At 58.9% G+C, this 26,127-nt stretch carries 24 protein-coding genes; 12 read left to right on the top strand and 12 right to left on the bottom strand.

Annotated elements, in window-relative coordinates; genetic code table 11:
- From PHD44_RS05665 to rpsU, 3 genes are all read right to left on the bottom strand, one after another.
- A partial coding sequence (locus tag PHD44_RS05665; protein WP_300189049.1) for an FAD-dependent oxidoreductase occupies positions 1 to 1,292 on the bottom strand: 1,292 nt, incomplete at its 3' end.
- A 121-nt stretch (positions 1,293 to 1,413) separates the two neighbouring features.
- Positions 1,414 to 1,863, bottom strand: coding sequence for a GatB/YqeY domain-containing protein (locus PHD44_RS05660; protein ID WP_300189047.1), 450 nt, complete (start codon positions 1,861 to 1,863; stop codon positions 1,414 to 1,416).
- Positions 1,864 to 1,896: 33 nt separating this feature from the next.
- Positions 1,897 to 2,112 (bottom strand): 30S ribosomal protein S21, encoded by a 216-nt coding sequence (gene rpsU, locus PHD44_RS05655; RefSeq protein ID WP_012824786.1) that lies wholly within the window; start codon positions 2,110 to 2,112, stop codon positions 1,897 to 1,899.
- Positions 2,113 to 2,352: 240 nt separating this feature from the next.
- Between rpsU and PHD44_RS05650 the strand changes: the two genes are divergently transcribed.
- Both PHD44_RS05650 and purT read left to right on the top strand, forming a co-directional pair.
- Complete coding sequence (locus tag PHD44_RS05650) at positions 2,353 to 2,670, top strand: DUF3301 domain-containing protein (protein WP_290678431.1); 318 nt, start codon at positions 2,353 to 2,355, stop codon at positions 2,668 to 2,670.
- 79 nt (positions 2,671 to 2,749) lie between these two features.
- The gene (gene purT / locus PHD44_RS05645) at positions 2,750 to 3,961 is read left to right on the top strand and encodes a formate-dependent phosphoribosylglycinamide formyltransferase (protein WP_300189043.1); all 1,212 of its coding nucleotides are present in this window, start codon (positions 2,750 to 2,752) and stop codon (positions 3,959 to 3,961) included.
- Positions 3,962 to 4,013: 52 nt separating this feature from the next.
- Here purT and glcF read toward each other — a convergent pair whose 3' ends face one another.
- The 6 genes from glcF to PHD44_RS05620 form a co-directional block, all read right to left on the bottom strand.
- Complete coding sequence (glcF, locus tag PHD44_RS05640; protein ID WP_300189041.1) at positions 4,014 to 5,261, bottom strand: glycolate oxidase subunit GlcF; 1,248 nt, start codon at positions 5,259 to 5,261, stop codon at positions 4,014 to 4,016.
- A 33-nt stretch (positions 5,262 to 5,294) separates the two neighbouring features.
- Entirely contained in the window at positions 5,295 to 5,795 is a 501-nt protein-coding gene (locus PHD44_RS12730) for an FAD-linked oxidase C-terminal domain-containing protein (protein ID WP_367182007.1), read from the bottom strand.
- Between the two features lie 12 nt (positions 5,796 to 5,807).
- A complete protein-coding gene (gene glcE / locus PHD44_RS12725; RefSeq protein WP_367182006.1) occupies positions 5,808 to 6,410 on the bottom strand; it encodes a glycolate oxidase subunit GlcE in 603 nt (200 codons plus the stop codon).
- Between the two features lie 15 nt (positions 6,411 to 6,425).
- On the bottom strand, positions 6,426 to 7,928 hold the full coding sequence (locus tag PHD44_RS05630; RefSeq protein WP_300189038.1) for an FAD-linked oxidase C-terminal domain-containing protein: 1,503 nt from the start codon (positions 7,926 to 7,928) through the stop codon (positions 6,426 to 6,428).
- Between the two features lie 28 nt (positions 7,929 to 7,956).
- Positions 7,957 to 9,276, bottom strand: a complete 1,320-nt coding sequence (locus PHD44_RS05625) for a four-carbon acid sugar kinase family protein (protein ID WP_300189035.1) — start codon at positions 9,274 to 9,276, stop codon at positions 7,957 to 7,959.
- Between the two features lie 65 nt (positions 9,277 to 9,341).
- Positions 9,342 to 11,528 carry a phosphoketolase gene (locus PHD44_RS05620; RefSeq protein ID WP_300189032.1) on the bottom strand — a complete coding sequence of 729 codons (2,187 nt, stop codon included), beginning with the start codon at positions 11,526 to 11,528 and terminating at the stop codon, positions 9,342 to 9,344.
- Between the two features lie 197 nt (positions 11,529 to 11,725).
- Here PHD44_RS05620 and PHD44_RS05615 point away from each other — a divergent pair, with 197 nt between their 5' ends.
- Entirely contained in the window at positions 11,726 to 12,499 is a 774-nt protein-coding gene (locus PHD44_RS05615; RefSeq protein WP_300189029.1) for an IclR family transcriptional regulator, read from the top strand.
- A gap of 527 nt (positions 12,500 to 13,026) precedes the next feature.
- Here the strand turns inward: PHD44_RS05615 and PHD44_RS05610 are convergent.
- The 3 genes from PHD44_RS05610 to PHD44_RS05600 all read right to left on the bottom strand — a co-directional run bounded on the left by PHD44_RS05610 (position 13,027) and on the right by PHD44_RS05600 (position 17,165).
- Positions 13,027 to 13,593 (bottom strand): methylated-DNA--[protein]-cysteine S-methyltransferase, encoded by a 567-nt coding sequence (locus PHD44_RS05610; RefSeq protein ID WP_300189026.1) that lies wholly within the window; start codon positions 13,591 to 13,593, stop codon positions 13,027 to 13,029.
- Positions 13,594 to 13,808: 215 nt separating this feature from the next.
- Positions 13,809 to 15,593 (bottom strand): DEAD/DEAH box helicase, encoded by a 1,785-nt coding sequence (locus PHD44_RS05605; RefSeq protein WP_300189024.1) that lies wholly within the window; start codon positions 15,591 to 15,593, stop codon positions 13,809 to 13,811.
- Positions 15,594 to 15,977: 384 nt separating this feature from the next.
- Complete coding sequence (locus PHD44_RS05600) at positions 15,978 to 17,165, bottom strand: glycosyltransferase (protein WP_300189022.1); 1,188 nt, start codon at positions 17,163 to 17,165, stop codon at positions 15,978 to 15,980.
- A 171-nt stretch (positions 17,166 to 17,336) separates the two neighbouring features.
- Between PHD44_RS05600 and fabD the strand changes: the two genes are divergently transcribed.
- From fabD to PHD44_RS05555, 9 genes are all read left to right on the top strand, one after another.
- Positions 17,337 to 18,257: an ACP S-malonyltransferase gene (gene fabD, locus PHD44_RS05595; protein WP_300189019.1), complete on the top strand. Its 921-nt coding sequence runs from the start codon at positions 17,337 to 17,339 to the stop codon at positions 18,255 to 18,257.
- A gap of 54 nt (positions 18,258 to 18,311) precedes the next feature.
- Positions 18,312 to 19,076 carry a 3-oxoacyl-ACP reductase FabG gene (gene fabG, locus PHD44_RS05590; protein ID WP_300189017.1) on the top strand — a complete coding sequence of 255 codons (765 nt, stop codon included), beginning with the start codon at positions 18,312 to 18,314 and terminating at the stop codon, positions 19,074 to 19,076.
- A gap of 176 nt (positions 19,077 to 19,252) precedes the next feature.
- Positions 19,253 to 19,492, top strand: coding sequence for an acyl carrier protein (gene acpP / locus PHD44_RS05585; protein ID WP_012824778.1), 240 nt, complete (start codon positions 19,253 to 19,255; stop codon positions 19,490 to 19,492).
- 118 nt (positions 19,493 to 19,610) lie between these two features.
- A complete protein-coding gene (gene fabF / locus PHD44_RS05580) occupies positions 19,611 to 20,852 on the top strand; it encodes a beta-ketoacyl-ACP synthase II (RefSeq protein WP_300189015.1) in 1,242 nt (413 codons plus the stop codon).
- 40 nt (positions 20,853 to 20,892) lie between these two features.
- Entirely contained in the window at positions 20,893 to 22,356 is a 1,464-nt protein-coding gene (locus tag PHD44_RS05575; protein ID WP_300189012.1) for an aminodeoxychorismate synthase component I, read from the top strand.
- Positions 22,353 to 23,270: an aminotransferase class IV gene (locus tag PHD44_RS05570; RefSeq protein ID WP_300189009.1), complete on the top strand. Its 918-nt coding sequence runs from the start codon at positions 22,353 to 22,355 to the stop codon at positions 23,268 to 23,270. The genes PHD44_RS05575 and PHD44_RS05570 overlap by 4 nt, the downstream gene beginning before the upstream one ends.
- A complete protein-coding gene (mltG, locus tag PHD44_RS05565; RefSeq protein ID WP_300189006.1) occupies positions 23,263 to 24,336 on the top strand; it encodes an endolytic transglycosylase MltG in 1,074 nt (357 codons plus the stop codon). Before PHD44_RS05570 ends, mltG begins: the two co-directional genes overlap by 8 nt.
- Before the next feature lie 22 nt (positions 24,337 to 24,358).
- Complete coding sequence (tmk, locus tag PHD44_RS05560; RefSeq protein WP_300189004.1) at positions 24,359 to 25,012, top strand: dTMP kinase; 654 nt, start codon at positions 24,359 to 24,361, stop codon at positions 25,010 to 25,012.
- Positions 25,005 to 26,090, top strand: a complete 1,086-nt coding sequence (locus PHD44_RS05555) for a DNA polymerase III subunit (protein ID WP_300189001.1) — start codon at positions 25,005 to 25,007, stop codon at positions 26,088 to 26,090. The genes tmk and PHD44_RS05555 overlap by 8 nt, the downstream gene beginning before the upstream one ends.
- The last annotated feature ends 37 nt before the right edge of the window (positions 26,091 to 26,127 follow it).

Here is a 26,127-nt window from a genome sequence, read left to right as displayed (position 1 = left end):
GTCTGGAATGCGGGGCTGTGCGGGCTCTGGTTGGCTATCACGCGACCACTGCTGTCGGTTTCAATGCCGATCTGCTTGAGCCAAGGGGCTGGCGAGGGGCGGAAACCAAAAGCGATAAGTACCGTATCTGCTTCAACGATGTGTTCGGAGTGAGGGATGACTTCGGGGCTGCGACGTCCTCGATGGTCCGGTTCACCCAGACGCGTGTTTACGAAGCGAACGCCGGTTACGCGGCCGTTTTCACCGACGATTTCGATCGGTTGGCGGTTGAACAGGAATTCAGCGCCCTCTTCACGTGCATTGGCGACTTCCCGCCGTGAACCGGGCATGTTTTCTTCATCGCGGCGATACACACAGGTCACTTGTGCCGCCTGCTGGCGAAGCGAGGTTCGGGTGCAGTCCATGGCCGTATCGCCACCGCCCAATACGATGACCCGTTGGCCTGAAACATCGATAAAGGGATCGTTGCCCGGGTAGTTCATCAGGCGATTGATGTTGCCGATCAAAAAGGGCAGTGCTTTGTGCACGCCGTCAAGATCTTCGCCCGGAAAGCCACCCTCCATTGCCGTGTAGGTGCCCATGCCCAGGAATACGGCGTCATATTCCTCCAGCAGGGTGTCCATGGAGATGTCGGTCCCGACATCTGTGTTCAGGCGGAATTCGATGCCCATTTCTTCGAAAATGCGTCGACGGGTCTCAAGAACGGATTTATCGAGCTTGAAGGGGGGGATGCCGAAGGTGAGCAGGCCGCCGATTTGCGGGTGGCGATCAAATACCACCGCCTTGACGCCGTGACGGGCGAGGATATCGGCGCAGCCTAATCCTGCCGGGCCGGCGCCGACGATGGCGACGCGTTTGTTGGTCGGGACGACCTTGGACATATCCGGTCGCCAACCGAGCTTGAACGCCTCGTCGGTAATGTATTTTTCAATCGAGCCGATGGTGACGGCGCCGAAGCCGTCATTCAGTGTGCAAGCGCCTTCGCACAGGCGATCCTGCGGGCAAACGCGGCCACAGATTTCGGGCAGGGAGTTTGTCTTGTGCGACATCTCGGCCGCTTCGAGCAGGTTGCCTTCGGCGATCAGCTTCAACCAGTTGGGAATGTAGTTATGGACCGGGCATTTCCATTCGCAGTACGGGTTGCCGCACTCAAGACAGCGATCGGCTTGTTCTGCCGCCTTCTCTGGATTGAATTGGCCGTAAATTTCGCCAAATTGAGTCACACGCTCGGTGGCCGGTTTCTTTTCCGGATCCTGGCGCGGCACGTTCAAAAATTGGAAATGATCAGCCATTGCCCATTACCCATTTGATTTAAATTTTATAAGAAGGGGATACCCGTCCGCGGACACCGCAAGCGGTTTGCCTGTGGTTGAAACATCAGTCTAGGCCAACTTGATGCCGAGCGTCGAATGTTTAGGCGCCGAGTGCCGCCTTGACCCACTGGCTGACAGCGGCAAGATCCGCGCGCCCGGCTACTTTGGCGCGAACGGCGTTCATGACGGCGCCCATCTGGGCAACACCCTGCGCTCCGGTTGCGGCAATGGCATCGGTGATGATCTGCCGGATTTCCGCTTCGCTGAGTTTTGCTGGGAGGTAGGTTTCGATGACCTCGAGTTCGAACTGCTCGGTTTTTACCAAATCATCACGACCGGCTGTTTTGAACTGGTCGATCGATTCGCGCCGCTGCTTGGATTGCTTGACCAGAATGGCGAGAACGTCGTCATCACTCAATGTGATGCGTTCATCGACTTCCTTTTGCTTGATGGCCGCCAGCAACAGGCGAATAACGCCCAGGCGCGACTTGTCGCCGGATTTCATTGCCAGCTTCATGTCGTCGGTCAGCCGGGCTTTGAGGGCGCTCATGCCGATATTCCTCTGTAACGCGGTAGCAGTTTCTTAGAACAGGCGAACGCGACGTGATTGTTCTTTGGACAGGCGCTTTTGGTTGCGTTTGACAGCGGCAGCGTTTTTACGCTTGCGTTCGGTCGTCGGCTTCTCGTAGAACTCGCGCTCACGCAACTCACTGATGATGCCTGCTTTCTCGCAAGAGCGCTTAAACCGACGAACTGCAACTTCAAAGGGCTCGTTGTCCCGAACACGTACTGATGGCATGAAAATGTCTATCCTGTTGAATTGATTGGGTAAAAATTGCCAGAAGCATGAACTTGTCTCGAAGTGCGAGTCAAGGGGTAATTCGCAACCGGGCAATAAAAAGGCCTTGCATTATAAAGCGCTTGGCCAAGGACGCAAGTAGGTTGTTGCTTCTGGGTGTTTTATAAGGAGTGATAAGGATATGGCTTGTCTGGTCTATGATGCTGCGCTGGCCGCATGATTACCGGAGGGGCTTTTATCTTGAGTTTTGGTGATGTGCTGATTTTGATGATTATCGTGGGTTTAGCCGTCTTCTGGTGGCAACAGGACACGTTTCATCGACGTGCGCTGGCATTGGCCAAAAGCGCCTGTGATCGGGCGGATGTGCAGTTGTTGGACGATTCAGTCGGTTTGCGGCGCATGCGCTTGCGTCGATCAAATGGTCACTTCATTATTGAGCGTCAGTTCGGGTTCGAGTTTTCGCCCTCCGGCGCTGCTCGATATCCTGGCCTCATCGTCTTTCATGGCAGCGGTGTGGATGCCGTGGATCTGGACTTATCACGTACGCTGGCCGATTGATCGGCATTGATTCGTTTTTCATCCGGATCTGGTCGTCGTTATCCAGACTGGCTTCAAACTTGATTTTGGTACTGACAACATGGTTTCTCCATCCGCTCATATGAATCAACCGGTAACCCAACTGGGCGCGCCCATGTCCGTTTCTGCGGTGCGCATCATGCTGCTGGGCAGCGGTGAGTTGGGCAAGGAAGTGGCGATTGAAGCGCAGCGGCTTGGGCTGGAAGTCATCGCCGTGGATCGTTATGCGAACGCGCCCGCCATGCAGGTGGCCCACCGCGCGTTCGTAATCGACATGCTGGATGGCAGTGCCTTGCGTGCCTTGGTCGAACGGGAAAAACCCACACTGATCGTGCCGGAAATCGAGGCGATCGCGACCCAGACGCTGGTGGAACTCGAAGCCGAGGGCTGGCAGGTGGTGCCGAATGCGCGTGCGGCCCGCTTGACGATGAATCGTGAGGGTATCCGCCGCCTGGCCGCCGAAGAGTTGGGGATGCCGACCAGTCGCTATGTCTTCGCAGATTCGCTGGCGGATTTTACGCAGGCAATCGAGCAGATCGGTTTGCCCTGCGTCGTCAAGCCGGTCATGAGTTCTTCGGGCAAAGGGCAGTCGGTCGTGCGCTCGACAGCGCAGATTCAAGCAGCGTGGGATTATGCGCAGGCGGGCGGGCGTGCCGGGGGCGGACGGGTGATCGTGGAATCCATGATCGATTTCGACTATGAAATCACCTTGCTGACGGTGCGCCACCGCGGTGGTATCGCGTTTTGTCCGCCCATTGGTCATGTGCAGGTCGATGGCGATTACCGCGAGAGCTGGCAGCCGATGGCCATGTCGGCGACTGCCTTGGCACAGTCGGAACAAATCGCCGCCAAGGTGGTTGATGCTTTGGGCGGCTATGGTCTGTTTGGCGTGGAGCTATTCGTGCGGGGCAATCAGGTCTGGTTCAGTGAAGTGTCGCCCCGTCCACACGATACCGGCATGGTGACGCTTATCTCGCAGGATCTCTCCGAGTTTGCCCTGCACGTGCGCGCCTTCCTCGGCTTGCCGATTCCCAATATCAGAACCCGTGGCCCGGCCGCTTCGGTGGCCTTGCTGCTTGAGGGTAACAGTACGTCACCGGTGGTGACCGGGCTGGTTGAAGCGCTCGAAGCGCCGGATACCCAATTGCGTTGGTTCGGCAAGCCTGGGATTGCGGGCAAACGTCGGATGGGCGTGATGTTGGCATTGGATGAAACGACGGATGCCGCGCGCGAAAAAGCCCGCCGGGCTGCGGCACATGTCCGTTTGCTCTGACCTTGCAACAGCGCGTGTGACTGCACCGTACAACGAGAAGCTACGGCGCTAGTCAGGCGGCCGCTGTCGCCGCCGGGTCGATCAGCGTAAGCCAGTGCACCACGCGCCGTTCCGTTCCGCTTGCCAGATGCGTCTGGCAGCCGATGTTGGCGGTGGCGATCAGTTCGGGTTCGCCGGACTCCAGTGCCTGAATCTTCTGTTTCTTGAGCTGGCCGGAAAGTTCCGGTTGCAGAATCGAGTAGGTACCTGCCGAGCCGCAGCACAGGTGCGCATTGGGTACGGGCGTGAGTTCAAAGCCGAGATCGGTCAGCAGTTTTTCCGTTTTGCCCTTGAGCTTCTGCCCATGCTGAAGCGTGCACGGGGGGTGAAAGGCGATGCGACGCGTCTTCTTTGCCGTCTGGCGCGAACGCAAATCCGCCCATTTGGGGTTGTCCTGTTCGGCCAGCAAGACCTCGATGGGATCACGGGTGAGTGCGGAAATCTTCGCAGCCTTGGCGGCGTAATCGGCATCCTGCGCCAGTGCATGACCATAGTCCTTGACCTGCAGGCCGCAGCCGCTGGCCGTGACGATAATGGCTTCCGCGCCGGATTCGACGAGCGGCCACCAGGCATCGATGTTGCGGCGCATGGTCGCGCGCGCGGCTTCTTCGGCGTCCAGATGATGTTCGATCGCACCGCAGCAGCCGATAGAAGGTGCGGCCACGAGGCTGATGCCCAGTGCATCGAACACGCGGCGTGCAGCCCCGTTGATGTCGGGTGAGAGTGCCGGTTGCACACAGCCTTCGAGCAGAATCATCTGCCGGGAGTGAACGGAGGCGGGCAAGCTGCCAGCAACTCGAAACGCAGGGACTTTCTTTTTCAGACTGTCGGGCAACAGTGGGCGGAACAGGCGCGCACCGCCCAGTGCCAGTGCAAACAGCCGGGGTGAAAGCAGGCTCCGGCGCAGAACATAACGATAGAAACGTGATGAGGTTGAGCGGGGCGATTGGGTTTCGACCTCCGTGCGGCCGATATCGACGAGCTTGCCGTATTCCACGCCGGAAGGGCAGGTGGTCTCGCAGTTGCGGCAGGTCAGGCAGCGATCCAGATGCGTGCGGGTGGTCTCGGTCACCGGTGCGCCTTCAAGCATTTGCTTGATCAGATAAATACGCCCGCGTGGGCCGTCGTCTTCATTGCCCAGCAATTGATAAGTCGGGCAAGTGGCATTGCAGAACCCGCAGTGCACGCAGGCGCGCAGAATGCGTTCGGCCTCGATGCCTCTGGGGGTGTTGATCAGATCGGCGCGGAGATTGGTTTGCATACGATAACGTGTCGCCTTGTGATAACAGGTTGTTTATTCCAGAAAAAGTCGCCCGGCATTCAAGATCCCCTTGGGGTCCATCGCCTTCTTGATGCGTTGGTGCAGGGCGAGCAGGGGCGGAGGCAGCGGTTGGAAACGTTCCGTATCCGCCGGCTTGGATTTTGCCGGACGGAACAGGGTTGCGTGCCCTGAGTGTCTGGCAACCATCGTTCGGAATTCTGTCGCTTGATCCGATGTCAGGTGTACCCAGCGTTGCTGTCCACCCCAGTCGATGAGTTGCCGGGTAACGGGTAGTGCGTCGATCGGTGTCGTGAGCGGGACGGCTGCGCGCCAGAGATCGTTATCGACGGGCGCGATATCCGGCTGGAAAAAATCGAGCCGATGGTCGCGCAGGTCCTGCCAGTAGCGCGTGGCATCCGTTTCGGTCAGCGTGTCACCGCCGATGCGTAGTACGGCCTTGTGGACGGCGCTTTGCGCGCCTCCCAGTCGCACTCGAAGTTGCCCATCGGCAAAGGTGGCCGCTGTAATGGGCAATGCGCTCTGGTTTCACTCGGCGAAGCGTGCCAGTGCCTCTTCGGCAGAGACGGTGACGATCTGGCTCTGCTGCGCGCGCGGCATGGGGACGACGCGCACGGATATGTCGAGCAGCACGCCCAGGGTGCCGAATGCGCCGACCATCAGGCGGGAGACGTCGTATCCGGCGACGTTTTTCATCACCTGACCGCCGAATTTCAGGATTTGCCCCTGGCCGTTGATGAGCCGAACGCCCAGCACGGCATCGCGCACCGCCCCTTGCCATGGCCGGGCCGGGCCGGACAGACCCGCGGCAACGGCACCGCCCAGTGTGCCCGTTCCATCCACTTGCCCCTGAAACTGGGGCGGTTCGAACGGCAGCATCTGGCCTTGCGCAGCGAGTACGCGTTCGATCTCGGCCAGTGGCGTCCCGGCGCGCGCGGTCAGCACCAGTTCTGCCGGTTCATAATTGAGAATGCCGCAGTGTGGCGTGAGATCGAGCCGGATCGATTCCGGGCCGGGTTCTCGTCCGAGAAATGACTTGCTGCCGCTGCCGGTAATCGATACGGGCTGGTCTTGGTTGTAGGCCTGCCGGACGCGTTCGGCCAGTTCTGCGCTGATGTCTTGATCGATCACGGTGATGCGCGCCTCTTAAAAACGCGGTAAATCGGGGTGGGGCAGATGGTTGTGATGCACGTGCATCGCGCCGAATTCGGCACAGCGTTGCAGCGTCGGCACCGCCTTGCCTGGGTTCAGCAGGCCGAGCGGATCGAAAGCGGCCTTGATGGCGTAGAACTGCCTGAGTTCCTCTGGCTTGAACTGCGCGCACATCGGGGCGAGTTTCTCCACGCCGACGCCATGCTCGCCGGTCACGCTGCCACCAACATCCACGCAGAGCGTCAGGATGCGTTCACCGAAGGCTTCCGCCCGGTCGAGCTCGCCGGGTTTGTTTGCATCGAAGAGAATCAGCGGGTGCAGATTGCCGTCGCCCGCATGGAAGACGTTGGCGACTTGTAGCCCGAATTCATGGCTCATGGCGTCGATCTGTGTGAGCACGGAGGCGAGTTCGCGGCGCGGGATGGTGCCATCCATGCAGTAATAGTCGGGCGAGAGGCGGCCGACGGCGGGGAAAGCCGCCTTGCGACCAGCCCAGAAGCGGGCGCGTTCCTCGTCGTTGCGGGCGATCCATAATCCCGTGGCCCCGGAGCGCTGAACCACGGCCTCCACTTCGGCCAGGAGTTCGGCGACTTCTTCGGCCGTGCCGTCGAGTTCACAGAGCAGAATGGCGGCGGCCTCAGTCGGATAGCCCGCGTGCACAAACGCCTCGGCGGCACGGATGGCATTGTTGTCCATCATTTCGAGACCGGCGGGAATGATCCCTGCGGCGATGATATCGGCCACGGCCTGCCCCGCGTTTTCGAGGGAATCGAACCCGGCCATCAATACCTTGGCGCATTCCGGAATGGGCAACAGGCGCACCAGTACTTCGATCATGACGCCCAGCATGCCTTCGGAGCCGTTCATCAGGGCAAGAATGTCGTAGCCCGCCGTGTCGAGCGTCGGGCCGCCGACGGTCATCTTCTCGCCTTCCATGGTGATGAAGGTGACTTCCAGCACGTTGTGCACCGTCAGGCCATATTTCAGGCAGTGCACGCCGCCGGAGTTTTCCGCCACGTTACCGCCGATGGTGCAGGCGATCTGCGAGGACGGATCGGGCGCGTAATACAGGCCGGAGGGCGCCGCCGCCTCGGAGATGGCGAGGTTGCGCACGCCGGGTTGGACGCGCGCGGTGCGGTTGACCGAGTCGATGTGCAGAATCTGCTTGAACTTCGCCAGGCTGAGCAGCAAACCGTCCGCACTGGGCAGCGCCCCGCCGGATAATCCCGTACCTGCGCCGCGCGCCACCACCGGAATTTCCAGTTCGCTGCACAGTCGCAGCACGCCCTGAACCTGTTCGACGGTTTCGGGCAGTGCCACCACGGCGGGCATGCGTTTGATCGCTGCCAAGCCGTCGCACTCGAATGGCTTCATGGCTTCGGTCGTGGTGAGCAGGGCCGTATCCGGCAGGATGGCGCGCAGTCGCTGGATCAGCGTGTTCCGCCGCTCCGGGCAGAGCGGCGTCGATTCGTCGGCGAGTTCAGCGGCAATGCTCATGCGTCTTCCCCCTATCTTTTTTTGAGGCTCAGCGGCCGCGCAACCTGCGGCAGGCTTCGGCCACGGCGAAGCGATCACCCACATTGCCGGGGAAAATCACCACCGGCAACAAGGGGAAGCGGGGGTGATCGGCGGGGCAGCGAACCACGGAGCAACCGGTCAGGATCTGGCCCAGCACGCGGGATGCCTTGAGGTTCAGGCCGGTGGACAGCACGTCGTTGGAGGTGATGCCTCCCTTGCTGATCAACCAGCCGAGTTCCCCGGGCAGCCCGGCGACGATCTTCATCAGCGTGGCCGAAACCCGCTCGCCGAAGGCCAATCGAGTCGCCTGATCGGCAAATGTTTTTTCCACCCGGCTCGTGAAGATGACCGAGGTCTTGCCGTCGGCAAATGCCCGTTCGGCGGCAGCCAGAACATCGCCCACCAGTGCGTCGTTATCGGTATCGATGCGTTCGATATCGACCTCGATGGGTACGATGTCCGGTTCCTTGAGCAGTTCTTCGAGCTGTTCGCTGGTCTTTTTGACGTGCGAACCCACGACCACCGCGCCCGGTTTGCCGTTTCGCACGAAGTGATGCATCGATTCGGCGCAAATCGGTTGCGGCGGCAGGTTGGCCAGCGCCGTGAGCAGGCTGGCGGCGCTGCGAAATAGGAAACGTTTTCCGGTCGCGGCCACGGCCATCACGTCGCGGGCGAAGCGGTTCAGATCGTCCTGGGTTTCCGCGTCGACTACGGCGCAGGCATTACCGTTCAGGCCAGCCAGCTTGGACTGGATGCCGTCGCCGCGAATCTCGTCCAGCACGAAACGAGTGACCGCTTCGGCCGGAATGCGCCCGGCTGTTTTTTCGGCCACGTAATCGGGCAGGTAGCTGGTGCTGTAACCGAAGACCGAGTCTCGGGCGAATTCGGTTTCATGCGTGGGCACCGGCTTGCCATCCACCAGCAGGTAATGCTGGCTGTTGCGCGTGATTCGCCCCGCTTCGATGAAAGCCGGAACGAGGAAATGTGCGTCGAACGGGCCGAGTTCTTCGGCGATCACGTCGGTTTCGACCGGGTAGTGACCGCGCAGGGTCGAGTCCGAGCGGCTGACCAGAATCGGATTGATCGGATGCCCGGCCTCGCTGCGGGTTTTGAGTGCCGCATTGAGGTTGCGGCATACCTCACGGGTCACTCGCGCCGCACTGGCCGCATCCATGCCCCGGGTGTTGGTGAGCACGAAAAACAGCGGCGACTCGTCATCGAGCGCTTCGAGCAACGTGGCTTCATCCCACCGGGTCAGCAGTAGACAACCGTGGACGGTTTGCGAACCGGTCGGGTCGTCGTCCAGCGCAATAATCTTGGTTTGCACAATCTGTTACCTATTCTTGGCCTATTTGGGGCCTATTCATGGCGTAGCTGATCGACGGCTCTTGCTTAGAACGCAGCCTTGACGCGTGCGGCGATGTCGGTGCCGGTCATGCCGTTCAGCTCGAACAGTTCCTGCGGGCTGGCGGTGGTTTCACCGCGCTTCCACGAGAATACGTCGCGACGGGCGGCACGGCTGCGAACCAGGATCGGCTCCAACGGTGCGGATGAACCGCCACTGACCGCGACGAGCATGTCGCCATCGAACAGGGCGTTGAACGCCGCGTCGCTCATGAAGCCATTGTCGGACTCGGGCACGCTGTCCCAGGCGACATCGGTCGGACGATAGAGCTGACGCGGATTGGCGGCGGCAACGATGCGTACCTTGAAGCCTGCCTTTTCCAGTTCATCCTTCGCGGCGAAAACCGGCAGGAAGACCATGTCGCCCGTGGCTGCGAGGACGACGGTCTTGTCGCCACCCGCGCTTTCGTACAGAGTCACAGCACCTTGCTCAATGGCCGTCTTGGCCTGTTCCGGTGTGGTGTAGACCGGCAGTGCCGTTTTCGACGCAACGATGGTGATGCACTTGTTGTAGCTGTTCAGCGCCCAGGCGTAGGCGGCCTGGATCATGTTGGCATCGGCCGGGTAGAGCAGGAAGCTGTTGCCGTTCTTCATCATCGCGGCGAAGTGGCCTTCGATTTCCGGACGTTGATGCGTCCAGCCGTTTCGGCCCTGTTCCAGCGCACCGGCGGTGAACATGCTGATCATCGACGGTGTCTTGCGGCGCAGTTCGGCCATTGCCTGGGCGACGGTCTGAACGATCGGCCAGCCGTTGATCGCGAAGCTTTCATACGACAACCAGATGGCGCGCGAACCGAACAGCGCGAGACCGGCAGCCAGACCGGCGCAGGCGTCTTCATTCAACGGCTCGTAGACACGGCCGGTTGGAACCTGGTTGTACAGCGGGTCGGTCGAGGGGTGACGAATCTTGAGCGCGTCGTTGATGTTCTTCATGGCCGAGGCTTCGTTCCCGTCCGCATTGGTGACGATGAAACGCGGATCCTTCTGGCCGACGTGCGCAACCAGTGCACCGAATACCGTGGCCGGAACCTGCGACTCGCCGACGGTGAAATTCTGGATCGGCAGCGTGCCGAGATCGGCCAGCGGCAATTCGTGCTCGGTCACCGCGGTATGAACCGCCGATCCGCCACCGGCGCGAACGAGATTGCTGCGAACCAGCGCCCAGGCTTCCGGCGCCAGCGCACGGGTCTTCAGCGCATCGATGATGTGTGGCTTGTCGAGCGTATCGGCCGGATACAGGTTGTGCGACTTGGCACCGTGCGTGTGAACGCCCGCCCCCTTGATCTGCTTGATGATGAGCGCGGTGAACGTGCCGCCCAGCGCGGATTTCGCCGCCTTGTTGGTGGCTGCGAGGACAGCCTTGCCGAAGGCCAGACGGGCCTCGTGCGAGAACAGGGTCGAATCGACATACTCGCCTTTCTGCCCGGCATCGTCGAAATCCTTGGCGTTGATGAGAATGACTTCCTTGAAGCCATGCCCATGCCAGTATTCCTTCATGCGTTCGTTGCTCCACAGCGAGCACATGGAATGGTGTTCCTGGCTATAACCGTTCCAGACCAGAATCGGCAGGAAGTTCGTGATGTCCGGAAAGGAGGTGTTGAAATGCATCATCGCGTTCAGGATGTACGGTTCGCCCATGCCGCCGTCGCCGATGGTGACCGGGAACAGCTTGTCGCGATGCAGGTAGGCGCCCGCCATGGCGAAATGTTGCCCCTGACCCAACGGGCCTGCCGGTGCCAGCAAGCCGGGAATCGCACCGGAAAGGTGACCGAGCAGACCATGCTTTTCCCGGAAGCGTGCGCGCATTTCTTCAACCGTGTGGATGCCCATGTGTTCGAGTGACCGGTCCAGGAACATGGCGCTGTAGAAGCCCGGCGCGTGGTGGCCGACTTCGGTGACCATGTTCTTGTGGCCCAGCAGCATCAATGCGGCATGAACATCGGCAGAGGAGGCATAACCGCCGGGGTGGCCCGAACCCTTGGAGCCGGTGATTTGCAGTGTGAGATACCGCAGCGCGTCGGCGGTGAGCAGGGTCTGGAACGCCGCTGCCTCACTGTGGACGTCGGCAATCGCGGTGGCGCCTTCGGGAACGGCCGGTGTCCTGGCGAGTTCGTCGAAACGCGGCCACGCGGGATTGAAGTATTGAATGCCTTGGGTGAATGTCGGGTTGCTCATGTCGCGTTCCTTAAGTTTCGGTTGTTCTGTGCAGTCGATCTGATAAGTTGGTTGGCGGTGTTTTTTACCTTGACGAGGACTTTAACGAGCTTTCATAATTTCTCAATGCAAAATCGTTTTCACAATGTGAAATTAAACTGGGTTTGATTTGATCGTGTGAAATTTATCCGATTGGTCCTTGAGAAGGAGCGCCCTTGATGAGTGAATCTGGCATGAACGAATCCGGCGAACGCGCAGGCGGTATTCAGGTCATCGACCGCGCCGTGTGCCTGATGCAGGCGCTGGCGCGTTACCCGCATCCGGTCACATTGAAAGTCGTGGCGGCAGAATGTGGTCTGCATCCCTCTACCGCGCACCGCATTCTGGCGGCATTGGCGGATCATCACTGGGTCGACAAACATCCGGACGGTTACGCGTTGGGCAGCGCCATGGTGCGACTGGCGGCCAGGGCGCGTCCGGCCCCGCGCTGGCGGGAAATCGCCTTGCCCGTACTCGATGCCCTGCGCGATGAGTTGGGCGAGAGCGTCAATCTCACCGTGCGGGAAGGGGATGAGGTGGTGTATGTGGAGCGCTCCGTTCCCAATCGCATGATGCGTGTGGAACAGGTAATCGGCACCCGGGCGCCGCTGCACGTGACATCCGTGGGCAAAATCCTGCTGGGTGCGGAGGGTGTGCCCGCGATGACCCGTTACGCCGAACGCACCGGTCTGCTGGCCATGACCGCCAATACGATCCGCAATACGGACACGCTGATCAAAACCTGTCTTGAAGCCGCGCAAACCGGCGTGGCGTTCGATAATGAAGAGGCTGAAGTCGGTGTCGGCTGCATCGGTGTGTTGGTGCGGGACATGGATGGCGTTCCGGTGGCCGGGTTGTCGATTTCCTGTCCGATCGAGCGTCGTCAGGAGGCGTGGGTTGCAAACCTGAAAGCCGCTGCGAAGCAAATTGAAGCGCGTTTGAATGGCGTCTGAGTGCTCCGCCAGCTTTGCCACCGTTTCAAGCGTACCTCGAAAAACCTTTCGAGATTCCCTGATAGGGTGTTACAAAACCAAGCCTAAAACGGTCGTAATCAAACCTTCAATAGTCTTTCAATGGGTTTCAAGACAGGCTTGTGTTGTTTCGCCCGCCAAACGCCCCGTTCTTCGATCCACTGAGTTCGCATGCGGGCGCCCCCTTTCTTTGTTGCCAATGACGTCCATGTCATTGGCCCTGCGGGTGATGCTGCGCATCCCAACGGCGTTCCCTACGGCGTTTGTCGTGCAAAGAAAGGGGGGAAAGAAACACGCCCCACGGGGCCGGCCCTTCGGGCAGCCCCTGGCCTTACCTGATCCAGCCGGGTCGCCTCGACGTGACTTCCTGTCACGGCGAGGCTGAATGGGCCATCCATGGCCCATTCCCCCAGCCTCCACAGGTCAGCCCAGGGCGGCCCCAAAGGGGATTCTCCGAATTCGTTTAGCATGGTGTTATCCGGAAAACTTTTGGTTTTGTAAACACTATCTCAAGTGGGGTTGAACGGCTTTTGAACGATGAAATTACCGGAAGCCTGCGCTACCTGAACGTCTTCCAGTGTCAGAAGGCGGGCTTTGACCGCCGTGCCGCCGCCGGAATACGCGCCCAGCCTGCCATCGGCACGCACGACCCGATGGCAGGGAATCACAAACGGCAATGGATTTAGTGCCAGCGCCGTGCCGACTGCCCGGTGGGCATTGGGGCTGCCAATCGCCCGTGCGATCCAGCCGTAGCTTCGAACCTGACCCCGGGGAATCTCAGCCGTCTTGCCGAGCACGCGCTGCTGGAAGGGTGTCAGTGTGTCGAGGCAAATGGGTAGCTTCATGGGGGTATCTTCCATGAAAACAGCAAGAATCTGGCGTGAATAGTCATGCAGAATCGAATCGGCTCTGATGGGCGCTTCACCTGCCGATGGTGTGATGATTCGCAGGAATTCGGCTTCGGTTCCAGCGGAGATTCGACACAGCGCGCCGCGTGAAAAAGCGGCGAATACAAGCCCGATCGGTGTCTCGATTCCGGTGTAGGTAATGGTCGCGTTTTGCTTTTGCTGCAACATTTTATTCCCTCACTTCACCACCCGCTGCGGACTTGTCATTCTGCATGATATGGGTGAATTCGGGACGAAAAAAAACGGCACCGGCGAATTTCTTCGGGGTGCCGTTTCCGTAAAAGGGGGAATCAGTCCCTTCTTTTTGAATGTGAGCTCCTCCCCCTTTGAAAAAGGGGGAATGAGGGGGATTTAAGAGGGCTTTGCATTCGTGCAGAGTTTGCTTAGCTGCGTGGTTTCGAGCGACGGGGTTTGCCACCGAAGGAATCAGCACCACTACGAGGACCGAATTTGCGCGGGCCGGCCGGTGGGCGGCGATTGCCACCACGCTCGCCTTCGCTATCACTGGGACCGGCTTCGCTGATGTCGAGCGGTACGCCCAAAACGTGCAAACGCTTGAGCTGCGTGAACACTTCGTTTGGCATGCCCTCGGGCAAGTCTACGGTGCTGTGGCTGTCGAAGATGCGAATCGCGCCGATGTATTTGCTGTCAATGCCCGCTTCGTTGGCCAGTGCGCCGACGATGTTCTTCGGCTGGACGCCGTGCTCGTGGCCGATCTCGATCCGGTACTTGATGCGCGCCATGTCATCGTTCTGACGTGGACGACGGGGCTCGTCGCGACGATCCTGATCCCGACCTTGGCCGCGATCTTGGCGATCACCAAAGCTGACCTGCGCCGATTCCTTGATTTCGGCCGGCAGCAGCGGGCGATCCTTCTGCGCCAGATAGGCGAGTGCCGCTGCGATTTCCGGCAAGCCGACGTCGTGTTCGGACTGGTATTCCTCAATCAATGTTTCAAAGAAAGACAGATCTTCCGATTCCATCGCTTCGCTGATCTGATTCTTGAACGCGGCAGAACGTTTGTCTGCGATATCGCTCTGGCTCGGCAGACGCATGGGCGTGATCAACTGGCCTGTGGCGCGTTCGATGGCGCCCAGCATGCGTTTTTCGCGCGGGGCGACAAACAGGATGGCTTCACCCGAACGACCGGCACGACCGGTACGACCGATGCGGTGAACGTAGGATTCGGTGTCCAGCGGAATATCGTAGTTAATCACGTGGCTGACCCGCGGCACATCAATACCCCGAGCGGCCACGTCGGTCGCGATGATGATATCGAGTGATCCGCGCTTGAGGCGATCGATTGCCTTTTCACGCATGGCCTGATTCATGTCGCCATTCAACGGAGAGGCAGCATAGCCGCGCGCTTCCAGTTTTTCGGCCAGTTCGGTGGTGGCCACTTTGGTGCGCACGAAAATGATCACCGCGTCAAACTCTTCGACTTCCAGGATACGGGTCAGCGCATCGAGCTTGTGCATGCCGCTGACGGCCCAGTAGCGCTGGTTGATGGCCTTGACGGTCGAGGTGCTGGATTTGATCGCAATCTCGACCGGGTTGCGCAGGTGACGCTGGGCAATGCGGCGAATCTGATCGGGCATGGTGGCGGAGAACAGCGCGACCTGACGGTTTGCCGGGGTCTTGCTTAAGATTTCGTCCACGTCATCGATAAAGCCCATGCGCAGCATTTCGTCGGCTTCATCCAGTACAACGGCCTGAATTTGATTGAGTTTCAGGGTGCCACGCTTGATGTGATCCTGGATGCGACCCGGTGTGCCAACCACCACGTGCACGCCACGTTTCAGGCCGCGCAGTTGGGGCTCCATTGCCTGTCCGCCGTAGACGGGCAGAACATGAAAGTCCGGCAGGTGACGGGCGTAGGTCTGCATGGCTTCGGCGACCTGGATTGCCAGTTCACGTGTTGGCGCCAGTACCAGCAGTTGGGGTGCACGCAGGTTGATGTCGATCCGGCTCAGCAAAGGCAGGGCGAACGCACCGGTTTTGCCGGTGCCGGTTTGCGCCATGCCCAGTACGTCTTTGCCTTCCAGCAGGACTGGAATGCTTTTGGCTTGTATGGGTGAAGGGCTTTCGTAGCCCAGTTCTTCGACCGATCGCAGCAGGGGTGCGGCGAGGGCGAAATCGGAAAATAGAATGGTGTTTTCTTCAGACATGAGTATTTCAGGGCTCTTCTAGGGGGAATGTCGTCCGAATTGGACGAACAGAAAAGGCGCGACATGTGCGCGTTGGAATGTCGCGCTTATCGAGCCGTGATGGAATTTCGGCGCATATTACCTGAAAACGAACGGTTTGTCTTTAAGGAAACGCTGAAATATTCGGCGTTTCCTGTTCCGGGCAAGGATGCCCGGACGCAAACAATGGTGTAAGCCATTGATTTGCCTAGGCCACCGCGAATTCACTTCGCGGTGCTCTCGAAAGCTGAAGTCCGCAGGACCTTCTGGCATGGATGCCAGAAGAGCTTGAGAGGAGGGATTAGCCGATCTGAAAAAATCTATGGATGGATTTTTTCAGTATTTACTTATTTTCTTTTGCTTATATCAAGAGGTTGTATGACTGGCGAGTTGTTGCCGGTACATTTCCAGTAGCTGTTGTGTCTTTTGGGCGGCGGTCCAGGTTTCTGCGTAGCGCGGAGCCTGATCGACCAATTGCTGGTAGCGATCGGGTTGATTCAGGGTTTGATTGACTGCCTCGGCGAACTCGGATGGATCATCCGGTGCGATCATGCAGCCGCCGTCGGGATTCAGCACATCCAGTGTGCCCATGGCCCCCAGCGCGACAACCGGCGTGCCGAGCGCCAGTGCTTCCAGCAGAACCAGTCCCTGGGTTTCGGTTCGGGAGGCGAACACGAACAGATCGGCGGCACGATAGGCATCCTGCAAGGCACCATCCCGCCGCATATAGCCCACAAATTTGACAGAAGCCTGTAATCCCATAGCCGCAACTTTGCGTTGAAGATGGGATTCTGCCGGGCCTTCGCCGGCGATGACCAGGATGGCTTCGGGGGTTTCTTTCAGGACGAAGGGCATCATGTTCAACAGGAAATCAATATTTTTTTCCAGTGCGACCCGGCCGACATACAAAAGAATGGGCTGGTCGTCTCTGATCGATAGTTTTGCCCGGAAGTCCGATGTCGGCGGTGTATGGAATGTGTCGAGGTTGAGCCCGGTCGGGATAATGTGCATCCCGGTGCGCACACCATAGGTTTGCAGGGCATCGCGCATGGGTGAGGAGGGCACGACGAGGGCATCGACGGCATTGCACTGGCTTTTCGAGAAAAAACGCGCTGCCCATTTGAGCCAGTTTCTGGGTGCCCAGCGAACGTAGTTGTAGAGATATTCCTCGAAGAAGGTGTGATAGCTCTCGACGACCGGAATGGCCAGTTTGCGTGCCAGTTTTACCCCCGCGTAATGGGCCACGAAGGGTGTGTGTATGTGGACGATATCTATCGTTCGTCCCCGCAGGATCGGTAACAGGTTGATGATGGCACCGTAACTCATCATCCGGTCCTCGGGGTCGAGCAGCACCTTGCGCGAAGGCAGGCGCAAAATATCTTCATCATCGTGTTGATCTTTGGCGCGTTCCAGTGTGATTGACTCGGGGTAGTCCGGGCAGATCAGGGTGACCCGATGCCCCGAGGCGATCAATTCGCTGCGAAAGCTCTGGATGGAGGTCGATACGCCGTTGATTCTCGGGAAGTACACATCGGAGATCATTAGAATATGCACGGATGACAGCTCAATATTTATGGAGAATGAAACAGGTTGTCGACTTTATATGACAAATTCGTGATTTAACCCATGAGACATCACTCGGTAGTCAGAATCTGGCGATGATTTTGACTGTGATAGCATGGCGCGCAGTTTTTTCGTAAAAAATGATGATCGTGGGGAATCAGCATGATTGCAGGTGTTTTTCCGGGGCAGGGTTCGCAGTCCATTGGCATGAGTAGCGGCTGGGGGGCGCATCAGGCTCTGGCCGAGGCCGTCTATCGCGAGGCCGGCGACGTGCTGGATTTTGATTTGTGGGCCTTGGTGGCGAATGGGGATGTGCAAGAACTCAACCGCACAGAAATCACCCAGCCCGCCATGTTGGCTGCCGATGTGGCGGCGTGGCGCATTTATCTGGCCGCAGGCGGACACAGGCCGATTGCATTGGCCGGGCACAGTCTGGGCGAGTATGCCGCGCTCGTGGCAGCAGAAAGCATCGACTTTGCCGATGCGGTGGCCCTCGTGTTTGAACGGGGACGTCTGATGCAGGCCGCCGTTGCACCCGGCGCCGGCGCCATGGCGGCGCTGTTGGGGCTGACCGATGAAGCGGTTCTGAGCGTTTGTGCCGAGGCTGCGCAAGGGCAGGTTTGCGAAGCGGTGAACTTCAACTCGCCCGGGCAGGTGGTCATCGCCGGTGATGCGACTGCCGTGGCGCGTGCCGAGGAATTGGCCAAGGCGGCCGGTGCCAAGCGCTTTGTGCCGCTGCCGGTCAGTGTGCCCTCCCATTCGAGTCTGATGATTGACGCCGCCCGCGAATTGGATGCCTATCTGGCCAAGGTTATGATCAAACCGCCCGTGCTTCCCGTCCTGCATAATGTTGATGCGCAAACCCACGACGACGCGGTTGCCATCCGTCATGCATTGGTTGAGCAGTTGTACCGTCCGGTACAGTGGGTGGCTTGTGTGCAGGCCCTGCATGGTCGCGGCTGCAACCGTCAGTTCGAATTTGGCCCCGGTAAGGTGCTGACTGGTCTGGCAAAACGTATCGAAAAAGGGGTGACTGGCAACGCTGTATTCGATGAAGCCAGTCTGTCTGCGGTTATTTCCTGAACCCCACACGTTCGCTGATCACTTATTCGAGAGCCATTTCAAGAGGAATGAAAGATGAGTAATGAAACAAAAGGCCAGATTAATGGTTTGAATGGCAAGGTCGCGTTGGTGACCGGTGCATCCCGCGGCATTGGTGCGGCCATCGCCGAGCAGCTCGCGCAAGCAGGCGCGGTGGTGATCGGTACGGCAACCTCCGATTCGGGTGCGGCGGCCATCAACGAGCGCCTGGCACCGCTGGGCGGCGCGGGGATGCGTCTCGATGTGACCGATAGTGTGCAAATCGATGCCGTTCTTGCCGAGATCGAGGCCCGTTTCGGCGCCGTGGCCGTGCTGGTCAATAACGCAGGCATCACCCGTGACACCCTGCTCATGCGCATGAAGGAAGATGACTGGTCCGCGATTATCGACACCAACCTCACTTCGGTTTTCCGTCTGTCGCAAAAGGTCTTGCGCGGCATGACCCGCGCACGCTGGGGCCGGATCATCTCGATTGCCTCGGTGGTCGGCTCCATGGGGAATGCAGGACAAACCAATTACGCAGCCGCCAAAGCCGGTCTGATGGGCTTTTCCAAATCCTTGGCACGGGAAGTGGGGGCGCGGAACATCACGGTCAACGTGGTGGCACCCGGGTTCATCGATACCGACATGACGCGCGACCTGCCCGAGGCGCACAAGACAGCATTGTTGGCGAATGTTCCTCTGGGGCGGCTGGGCGATCCGGCAGAAATTGCCGGCTGTGTTCGCTTTTTGGCGAGCGACGATGCCGCTTATGTGACGGGGCACACCCTGCATGTCAATGGCGGCATGTACATGAGCTGATTGGTATTTATCAATATAATCATTTATTTGTGTGGATGTTCTTTGGTTTTATATCAGGTGGCCCGAGTACGCTGAAGTGATTTTTATTTTGCGGTTTGGCCGGTTTTAACTAGAATGCCTGCCATCTCGGGCAAGCGCCCTTGAACCAATTTGTCTTAAATCGAGGTTGAATCGTTATGAGCACCGTTGACGAACGCGTGAAGAAGATTGTTGTAGAACAGCTGGGTGTTAAGGAAGAAGAAGTCACCAATGAGGCTTCATTCGTTGATGATCTGGGCGCTGATTCCCTTGACACCGTCGAGTTGGTGATGGCTTTGGAAGAGGAGTTCGAGTGCGAAATTCCTGACGAAGAAGCTGAAAAAATCACAACCGTACAGTTGGCCATTGATTACATCAACGCCCACAAAGACGCATAACTCGCGGCCCTGGGTATGCCCCGGGGTCTGGGTGGTTTATTGAATAAAAGGCCGCGCCCTGGGTTATCCCGGCGCGGTTTTTTTCATATGAAAAAAGAAAAGATATGGATTTGAACGCATGAGCAAGCAACGTGTGGTGGTGACGGGGTTGGGGGCGTTGACCCCTCTGGGTAATACAGTGGCATCCAGCTGGGCTGGCATTCTTGCAGGCCGCTCGGGGGTCCGCCGGATCGATCGTTTCGATGTCAGTGCGATGGCTTCGCAAATCGCAGGCACGTTACGCGATTTCGATGCAGCCCAGTTCATTCCCGCCAAAGAAATCAAGAAGATGGAGCCATTTATCCATTACGGGATCGCGGCTGCAATCGAAGCGATCGAAGATGCCGGTCTGATCAGTGACACATTGAATTACGATCGTGTCGGTACATTGATCGGTTCCGGTATTGGTGGTTTGGAGGGGATCGAGCGTAATACCATGACATTGGCGCAACAGGGGCCGCGACGTGTGTCCCCGTTCTTCGTGCCCGGTGCGATCGTGAATATGGTGTCCGGTCAACTATCGATCCGCTACGGCTTTCGTGGGCCGAATCTGGCCACAGTTACCGCCTGCGCGGCAGGTACGCACAGCATTGGTCAGGCGGCACGCTTGATTGCCTATGGCGATGCGGATGTGATGATTGCCGGCGGCTCCGAAGGCGCGGTCTCGCCACTGGGCGTGGCCGGTTTCTCCGCTGCGCGTGCGTTGTCGACCCGTAACGATGATCCTGAACATGCCTCGCGGCCCTGGGATAAGGACCGTGATGGTTTCGTCCTGGGTGAAGGTGCCGGCGTACTGGTGCTCGAATCATTGGATCATGCCAGGGCGCGCGGCGCGAACATCTATGGTGAGTTGATCGGTTTCGGCATGAGCGCCGATGCCTATCACATGACGTCACCTTCATCCGACGGTGACGGCGCGCGCCGCTGCATGCTGGCGGCCATGCAGGATGCCAGGGTCAATCCGGAAGACATCGGCTACGTGAACGCCCACGGCACCTCGACACAGGCAGGCGATCTGGCCGAGGTGGCGGCCTTGCACGCAGCCTTCGGCGAACATGCCAAGCGCTGCCCGGTCAGCTCCACCAAATCCATGACCGGCCATCTGTTGGGTGCCGCCGGGGGCATCGAGGCGGTTTTTTCCCTGTTGGCCCTGCGCGACCAGGTTTTGCCGCCGACGATCAACCTCTTTGAGCCGTCCGAAGGCTGCGATCTGGATTTCGTACCGCATACTGCGCGCGAGGTTCGTGGTCTTGATGTGGTCATGTCCAATTCCTTCGGTTTCGGCGGTACCAATGGCACGCTGATTTTCCGGCGGGTGTAATTTCCGTGAACCGGTTTCGTTCGCACCATGTCCAGTAAAAATGTCCAGTAAAACACCCTCCGCGAGGACGTGTTCACCGGTCATCGAACAAATTGAAGGGATAACGGCGGCCGATTTTCCGGATCTGATCGCTCAGGCGCCCGGGCGATTCTCGCATCTGTTCGCGAGTCTGGCTTCGGGCGCCGCGAGCGAGTCAGGGCAGAACAATGCCCGCTGGTCCATCCTGTTCGGCACGGTGCGCGCCGAATTGCGTCTGGATGCGCAGGGCATACTGCACGCGACAGGCTTGCATCAGGCCCTGACGACCGAATCCCATTTCCTCTCCGCCTTTGGCTTGGCAGCGAAGGCCTTTTTAAAGCCACCGGTTGGCTTTTCGACCGAATTGCCCTTTGTCGGTGGTTGGAGTTTTTATCTTTCCTATGAACTGGCGGGACAAATCGAACCTAGCCTGGATCTGCCGCGATTTGCTCCGGCCGATCGGGTAGGTTTTCCGGTCGCTGTGGCCCAGTACCACAGCGACGCACTGGTATTCGATCATCTGCATCACAAAACCTGGCTGGTTCAAGACGGGCAATCGCCTGTTGATGCCGAATCCCTGCGTTCATTCCTGGCTGCGTTCAGCGCCACGCCTCAGGCCGACTCAACCTTGGAGATTCAAGCCTTGCAGGCAGACGATCCGGCGCGTTATCGGTCGGGTGTGCGGAAGATTCTGGCGTATCTGCGTGCCGGTGATGTCTTCCAGGCCAATCTGTCGCGCGCCTGGCGATTCCGCGCGCCTCAAGCCGATGCCGGGCTGCGCATATTCCGCCGTTTGGAACAGCATAATCCCGCGCCGTTCGCAGCGTGGTATCGCCTGCCAGAGGGCGAGATCATCAGCTCGTCGCCCGAGCGTTTGGCCGATCACCGCGGTGGCCATGTTTCGACGCGTCCGATTGCCGGTACGCGCCGTCGGGATGCCGACAGCGCGCGTGATGCTGCGCTGATGGCCGAGCTCCGAGCGCATCCCAAGGAGCGCGCCGAGCATGTGATGCTGATCGATCTGGAACGCAACGATCTTGGCCGCGTGTGCCAGCCGGGTAGTGTTCGCGTGGATGAATTGATGGTGCTGGAGTCTTTTGCGCACGTGCATCATCTGGTATCGAATGTCTCTGGGCAGTTGCGTCCTGATCAAACGGTATTCGATCTGCTGGCCGCGGTATTTCCGGGCGGCACGATCACCGGTTGCCCCAAGGTGCGCTGCATGGAAATTCTGGCGGAACTGGAGCAGACCGGCCGTGGCCCTTACACGGGAAGTGTCGGCTATTTGAGTCTGGATGGTCGGATGGACAGCAACATTCTGATTCGAACCGTATTTCTGGCGAAGGACGGCCAAGGCGAATTTCGAACCGGCGCTGGCATTGTGGCCGATAGCGAGCCCGAACGTGAATGCACGGAAACCGAAGAGAAAGCCCGTGGCCTGTTGATGGCGCTGACCGGCGCCCACAATGCAGATCAAATGCCGTGACACACTTTGCGCCCTTCACCATGCAGGATCGCGGTCTGGCCTACGGCGATGGTCTGTTTGAAACGATGCGGTTATCCCGTGGTCGGTTGTCCTGGTGGCCGGAGCACTTCGCCAGAATGAGTTACACCTGTTGCGTGCTGGGCTTGCCGATCCCTGATGAAATCGACGTGCGCGCTATCATTGATTCGGCGGTTGAGCAGAGCGGCAAGTCGGAGGCCGTGGTAAAACTCATGTACACGGCAGGATCGGGGCAGCGGGGCTATCATCGTGCGGAACCGGTTGAACCCACACTGGCTGTTTTGATCGGTGCTGTGCCTGCGGCGGATTCGCAATGGTCGATTCAGGGATTAAGCGTTGGTCTGCTCAAGCAATCCGGCGGTATCCCGATACCTGCACTCAGCGGACTCAAGCATCTCAATCGTCTGCCCCAAGTGCTGGCGCGCGCGGCTTGGCCGGAGGGAGTCGATGAGTGCCTGATCTATGACGAGAATGGTCTGGTACTGGGCGGAACACAAAGCAATTTTTACTGGCAGGAAGAGGGTCGCTGGTTTACGCCGCCGATTCAGGGGGCTGCCATTGCCGGGACAGTTCGTGCCTTGTTGTGTCGTTATCTGGATGTGACGATTGCACCCGTGTCCATCGGTCGCCTGGCTTTGGCGCAGGCCGCTGCGATCAGCAATGCCGTCCGGGGCGTGCTGCCGATTGGTCGTCTGGCGGGGCGTGTGTTGTCTGTTGATCAATCCATGGAACTGGTGGCGCGCTGGCATCGTCTGTGCGATCTTCAGGCAAACGAGAGTGCTATGCCGATCGATTCTGCCTGGTTCGCTTTGCAGCGTCAGGTAGCGTTTTTTGATAGCGGCAGCCAAGTGCTTTGTCGGAAAATGTTTGGTGAAATGGCTGAATACTATGAATAGGGCGATCGGTTATTTGTGGGTCTGGCTGTTCACGATGGGGCTTTTATTCGCCACCGTTTGGATGGTCGGCCGGGTTGGTGTTTTTCTCACCCAGCCCTTGCTGCCTGCTGGCGCGGCGGCGGTCACGATAGAAATCCCAAGTGGTGCGGACGCGCGGCAAATCGCCAAAATAGCTGATGCCTCCGGTGCCAGGGTCAATCCGACTGTGTTCGCGTGGGCGGCTCGATTGAGTGGTAAAGCGCGCTCGATTCAGGCCGGTGAATACCGGATTACCGATCAGGATCGATTGCTCGGTTTTCTCGATCGTTTGATTGCGGGCGATGTGCTGCGTTATCGAATCACCATCCCCGAAGGGGATACGGCCCAGGATTTTCTGAACAAGCTCGCGGCGCAAAAAGAAATCAAACACACCCTGAACGGGCTGGATCAGGCCCAGATCATCGCCGAGATGCATTGGCCTATCACCCATCTTGAAGGCTGGTTGTTCCCCGATACCTATGTATTCACACGCGGCACCACGGACAAAAAGATTCTGCAGGAAGCTTACCGCTCGATGCGGTCGCATCTGGACGCGGCATGGGCGGATCGTGCACCCGGTTTACCCTTGAAAACGCCCTACGACGCGTTGATTCTGGCCTCCATCGTTGAAAAGGAAACCGGCCTGCCTGATGAACGTGCCATGGTGGCGGGTGTGTTCATCAACCGATTGAACATCGGGATGCGGTTACAGACGGATCCGGCTGTCATTTACGGTGTGGCCGAGGCAATCCGGGGGCAGGTCGACGAGGACAGTTCGCCGCGAAGTCTGACGCTAAGCCAACTGCGCGCCGATACGCCGTACAATACCTACACCCGTACCGGATTGCCGCCGACGCCGATTGCCCTGCCGTCCGCAGCCGCATTGCAGGCTGTGACACATCCCGATAAAACGGATGCCTTGTATTTTGTTGCCAATGGCACGGGCGGACATACCTTTTCGCGCACGTTGAAAGGTCACAATCAGGCCGTGCAGACCTGGCGTAAAGTCGAAAATACGCGTGCATCCGAGCCGAAAAAAAACCAATGAACCCACCAATGACTGAGCATTCATGAACCTACCCGGAATATTTATCACCATCGAGGGTGTCGAAGGCGCGGGCAAGTCCACCGCCATCGCGGGCGTGGCCGAGTGGTTTGGCGCCCATGGTCGGGAAGTGGATTGCACACGGGAGCCGGGCGGTACACCGATTGCCGAAGCAATTCGTCAACTCCTGCTCAATCCGGTAGAGGAAGATCTGGTGCCGCTCACTGAACTCATGCTGATGTTCGCAGCCCGTGCGCAACATGTGGCGGGAAGGATCAAGCCCGGATTGGCTGCGGGTAAGGTGGTGATCAGCGATCGCTTCACCGACTCCTCCCGTGCCTATCAGGGTGCGGGGCGCGGTCTGGATCGATCATTGATCGAAACCTTGGCACAGGCGGCAGAACAGGGCGTATCACCCGATTTGACCTTGTTGCTCGATCTGCCCGTGGATATCGGCATGAAGCGAGCGGCGGCCCGGCGAGGAGCCTGTGCCCACGACCGATTCGAACGTGAGCGCCATGATTTTTTTGAACGTGTCCGCGCGGGCTTTCTTGAGTTGGCCAGGCAGTCATCGCGCTTTGCATTGATCGATGCCGCCGCGCCGATTGTGGATGTGCAGACCCAGATACAGACTGTACTTGCTGCCCGTTTCCCGCAGGGGGGCGTCAATTGTGGCTAGGGCAAGAACCAGCAAAGTAGGCGCCGATAAGGCAAAACCCAAAAACGCGGCAGAGGATCTTGCGGCGGAATCGCCTTGGCCCAATTCCTCGGTTGATGTGGCCGACATGCCTTGGCTTCGGGCACCTTGGGATCGATTTTTGTCGATGCACCGGCAGAATCGGCTGCCGCATGGCTTGCTGGTTGCCGGTGCCTCGGGTTTGGGTTCGCTCACTCTGGCGCGGGAAATGGCGGCGTATCTATTATGCGCCGACCCCGTTACGACGCCGGGGGCGGAGCGCGCCTGCGGTGAATGCGCTTCTTGTCGGTTGCGTCGCGCGGGTACGCATCCCGATATTCAACTCCTGGTTCGTGATGGCGCAAACAAGGATATTTCTGTTGATGACATCCGGACGTTGATCGAAAGCTTCAGCCTGACGCGTTACGGTCCGCTGCGCGTGGCCTTGATCGAACAGGCCGAACGCATGAATCGCAGTGCCGCCAACGGGTTGCTCAAATTGCTTGAAGAGCCGCCACCGGGCAGCCTGTTTCTGATGACATCCGAGCGTGCGGATCTGTTGCCGTCCACCATCCGTTCCCGCATACAGCGATTGGCGATTGCGGTGCCCGGTCGCGCGACACTGGTCGATTGGCTGACGCTGCGATACGGCCTTGCCACCGAAGAAGCCGAATTGCTCTGGTTTATCGGTGACGACCGACTGATGGACGGTTCGCCACCTGCATGGGATTGGCAATCGCCGACAATGGCGTGGGTACGTTTGATGACGGAACGCGACCAGGTGCTGCCGGTCGTCAAGCAGTGGCAAACCATGGATCGGGACGTGCTCGCCCGCTGGTTGATGCGGCTATGGGTCGAGGTAATGCGCATGCATTCGGGTCTTCCGACCGAAGCCCCCGCATCGATCCAACCCTTCATTCAAAAGCTGGCCGGTGCCCGCTCCAAATCGCACTGGCTCAAGGTTCATCGCGTCTTGCTCGAATTCCTGCAATCGGCCAAACACCCGCTGAATGAGGAGCTGGCGCTGGATCGTCTTGCGCTGGACTTGGTCGATCCTGATTTGCCCGCTCGCCTGGCCTGATAGTCAATGAACTTTGAACTCGGGAACTATTTCGGAG

Origin of the sequence: Halothiobacillus sp. (assembly GCF_028710545.1) — a bacterium.
GTDB lineage: Bacteria > Pseudomonadota > Gammaproteobacteria > Halothiobacillales > Halothiobacillaceae > Halothiobacillus.
Note: the sequence above shows the minus strand (reverse complement) of the source record. Positions and strands in the feature narration are given on the sequence as shown.

Coding starts and splice junctions, on each gene's coding strand:
- purT (WP_300189043.1), top strand. CDS start 2,750: ATGGTTTCTCCATCCGCTCATATGAATCAACCGGTAACCCAACTGGGC.
- fabF (WP_300189015.1), top strand. CDS start 19,611: ATGAGCAAGCAACGTGTGGTGGTGACGGGGTTGGGGGCGTTGACCCCT.
- tmk (WP_300189004.1), top strand. CDS start 24,359: ATGAACCTACCCGGAATATTTATCACCATCGAGGGTGTCGAAGGCGCG.
- rpsU (WP_012824786.1), bottom strand. CDS start 2,112: ATGCCATCAGTACGTGTTCGGGACAACGAGCCCTTTGAAGTTGCAGTT.
- PHD44_RS05615 (WP_300189029.1), top strand. CDS start 11,726: ATGAGTGAATCTGGCATGAACGAATCCGGCGAACGCGCAGGCGGTATT.
- acpP (WP_012824778.1), top strand. CDS start 19,253: ATGAGCACCGTTGACGAACGCGTGAAGAAGATTGTTGTAGAACAGCTG.
- PHD44_RS05575 (WP_300189012.1), top strand. CDS start 20,893: ATGTCCAGTAAAACACCCTCCGCGAGGACGTGTTCACCGGTCATCGAA.
- mltG (WP_300189006.1), top strand. CDS start 23,263: ATGAATAGGGCGATCGGTTATTTGTGGGTCTGGCTGTTCACGATGGGG.
- PHD44_RS05660 (WP_300189047.1), bottom strand. CDS start 1,863: ATGAGCGCCCTCAAAGCCCGGCTGACCGACGACATGAAGCTGGCAATG.
- PHD44_RS05630 (WP_300189038.1), bottom strand. CDS start 7,928: ATGAGCATTGCCGCTGAACTCGCCGACGAATCGACGCCGCTCTGCCCG.
- PHD44_RS05610 (WP_300189026.1), bottom strand. CDS start 13,593: ATGTTGCAGCAAAAGCAAAACGCGACCATTACCTACACCGGAATCGAG.
- fabD (WP_300189019.1), top strand. CDS start 17,337: ATGATTGCAGGTGTTTTTCCGGGGCAGGGTTCGCAGTCCATTGGCATG.
- PHD44_RS05605 (WP_300189024.1), bottom strand. CDS start 15,593: ATGTCTGAAGAAAACACCATTCTATTTTCCGATTTCGCCCTCGCCGCA.
- fabG (WP_300189017.1), top strand. CDS start 18,312: ATGAGTAATGAAACAAAAGGCCAGATTAATGGTTTGAATGGCAAGGTC.
- glcF (WP_300189041.1), bottom strand. CDS start 5,261: ATGCAAACCAATCTCCGCGCCGATCTGATCAACACCCCCAGAGGCATC.
- PHD44_RS05620 (WP_300189032.1), bottom strand. CDS start 11,528: ATGAGCAACCCGACATTCACCCAAGGCATTCAATACTTCAATCCCGCG.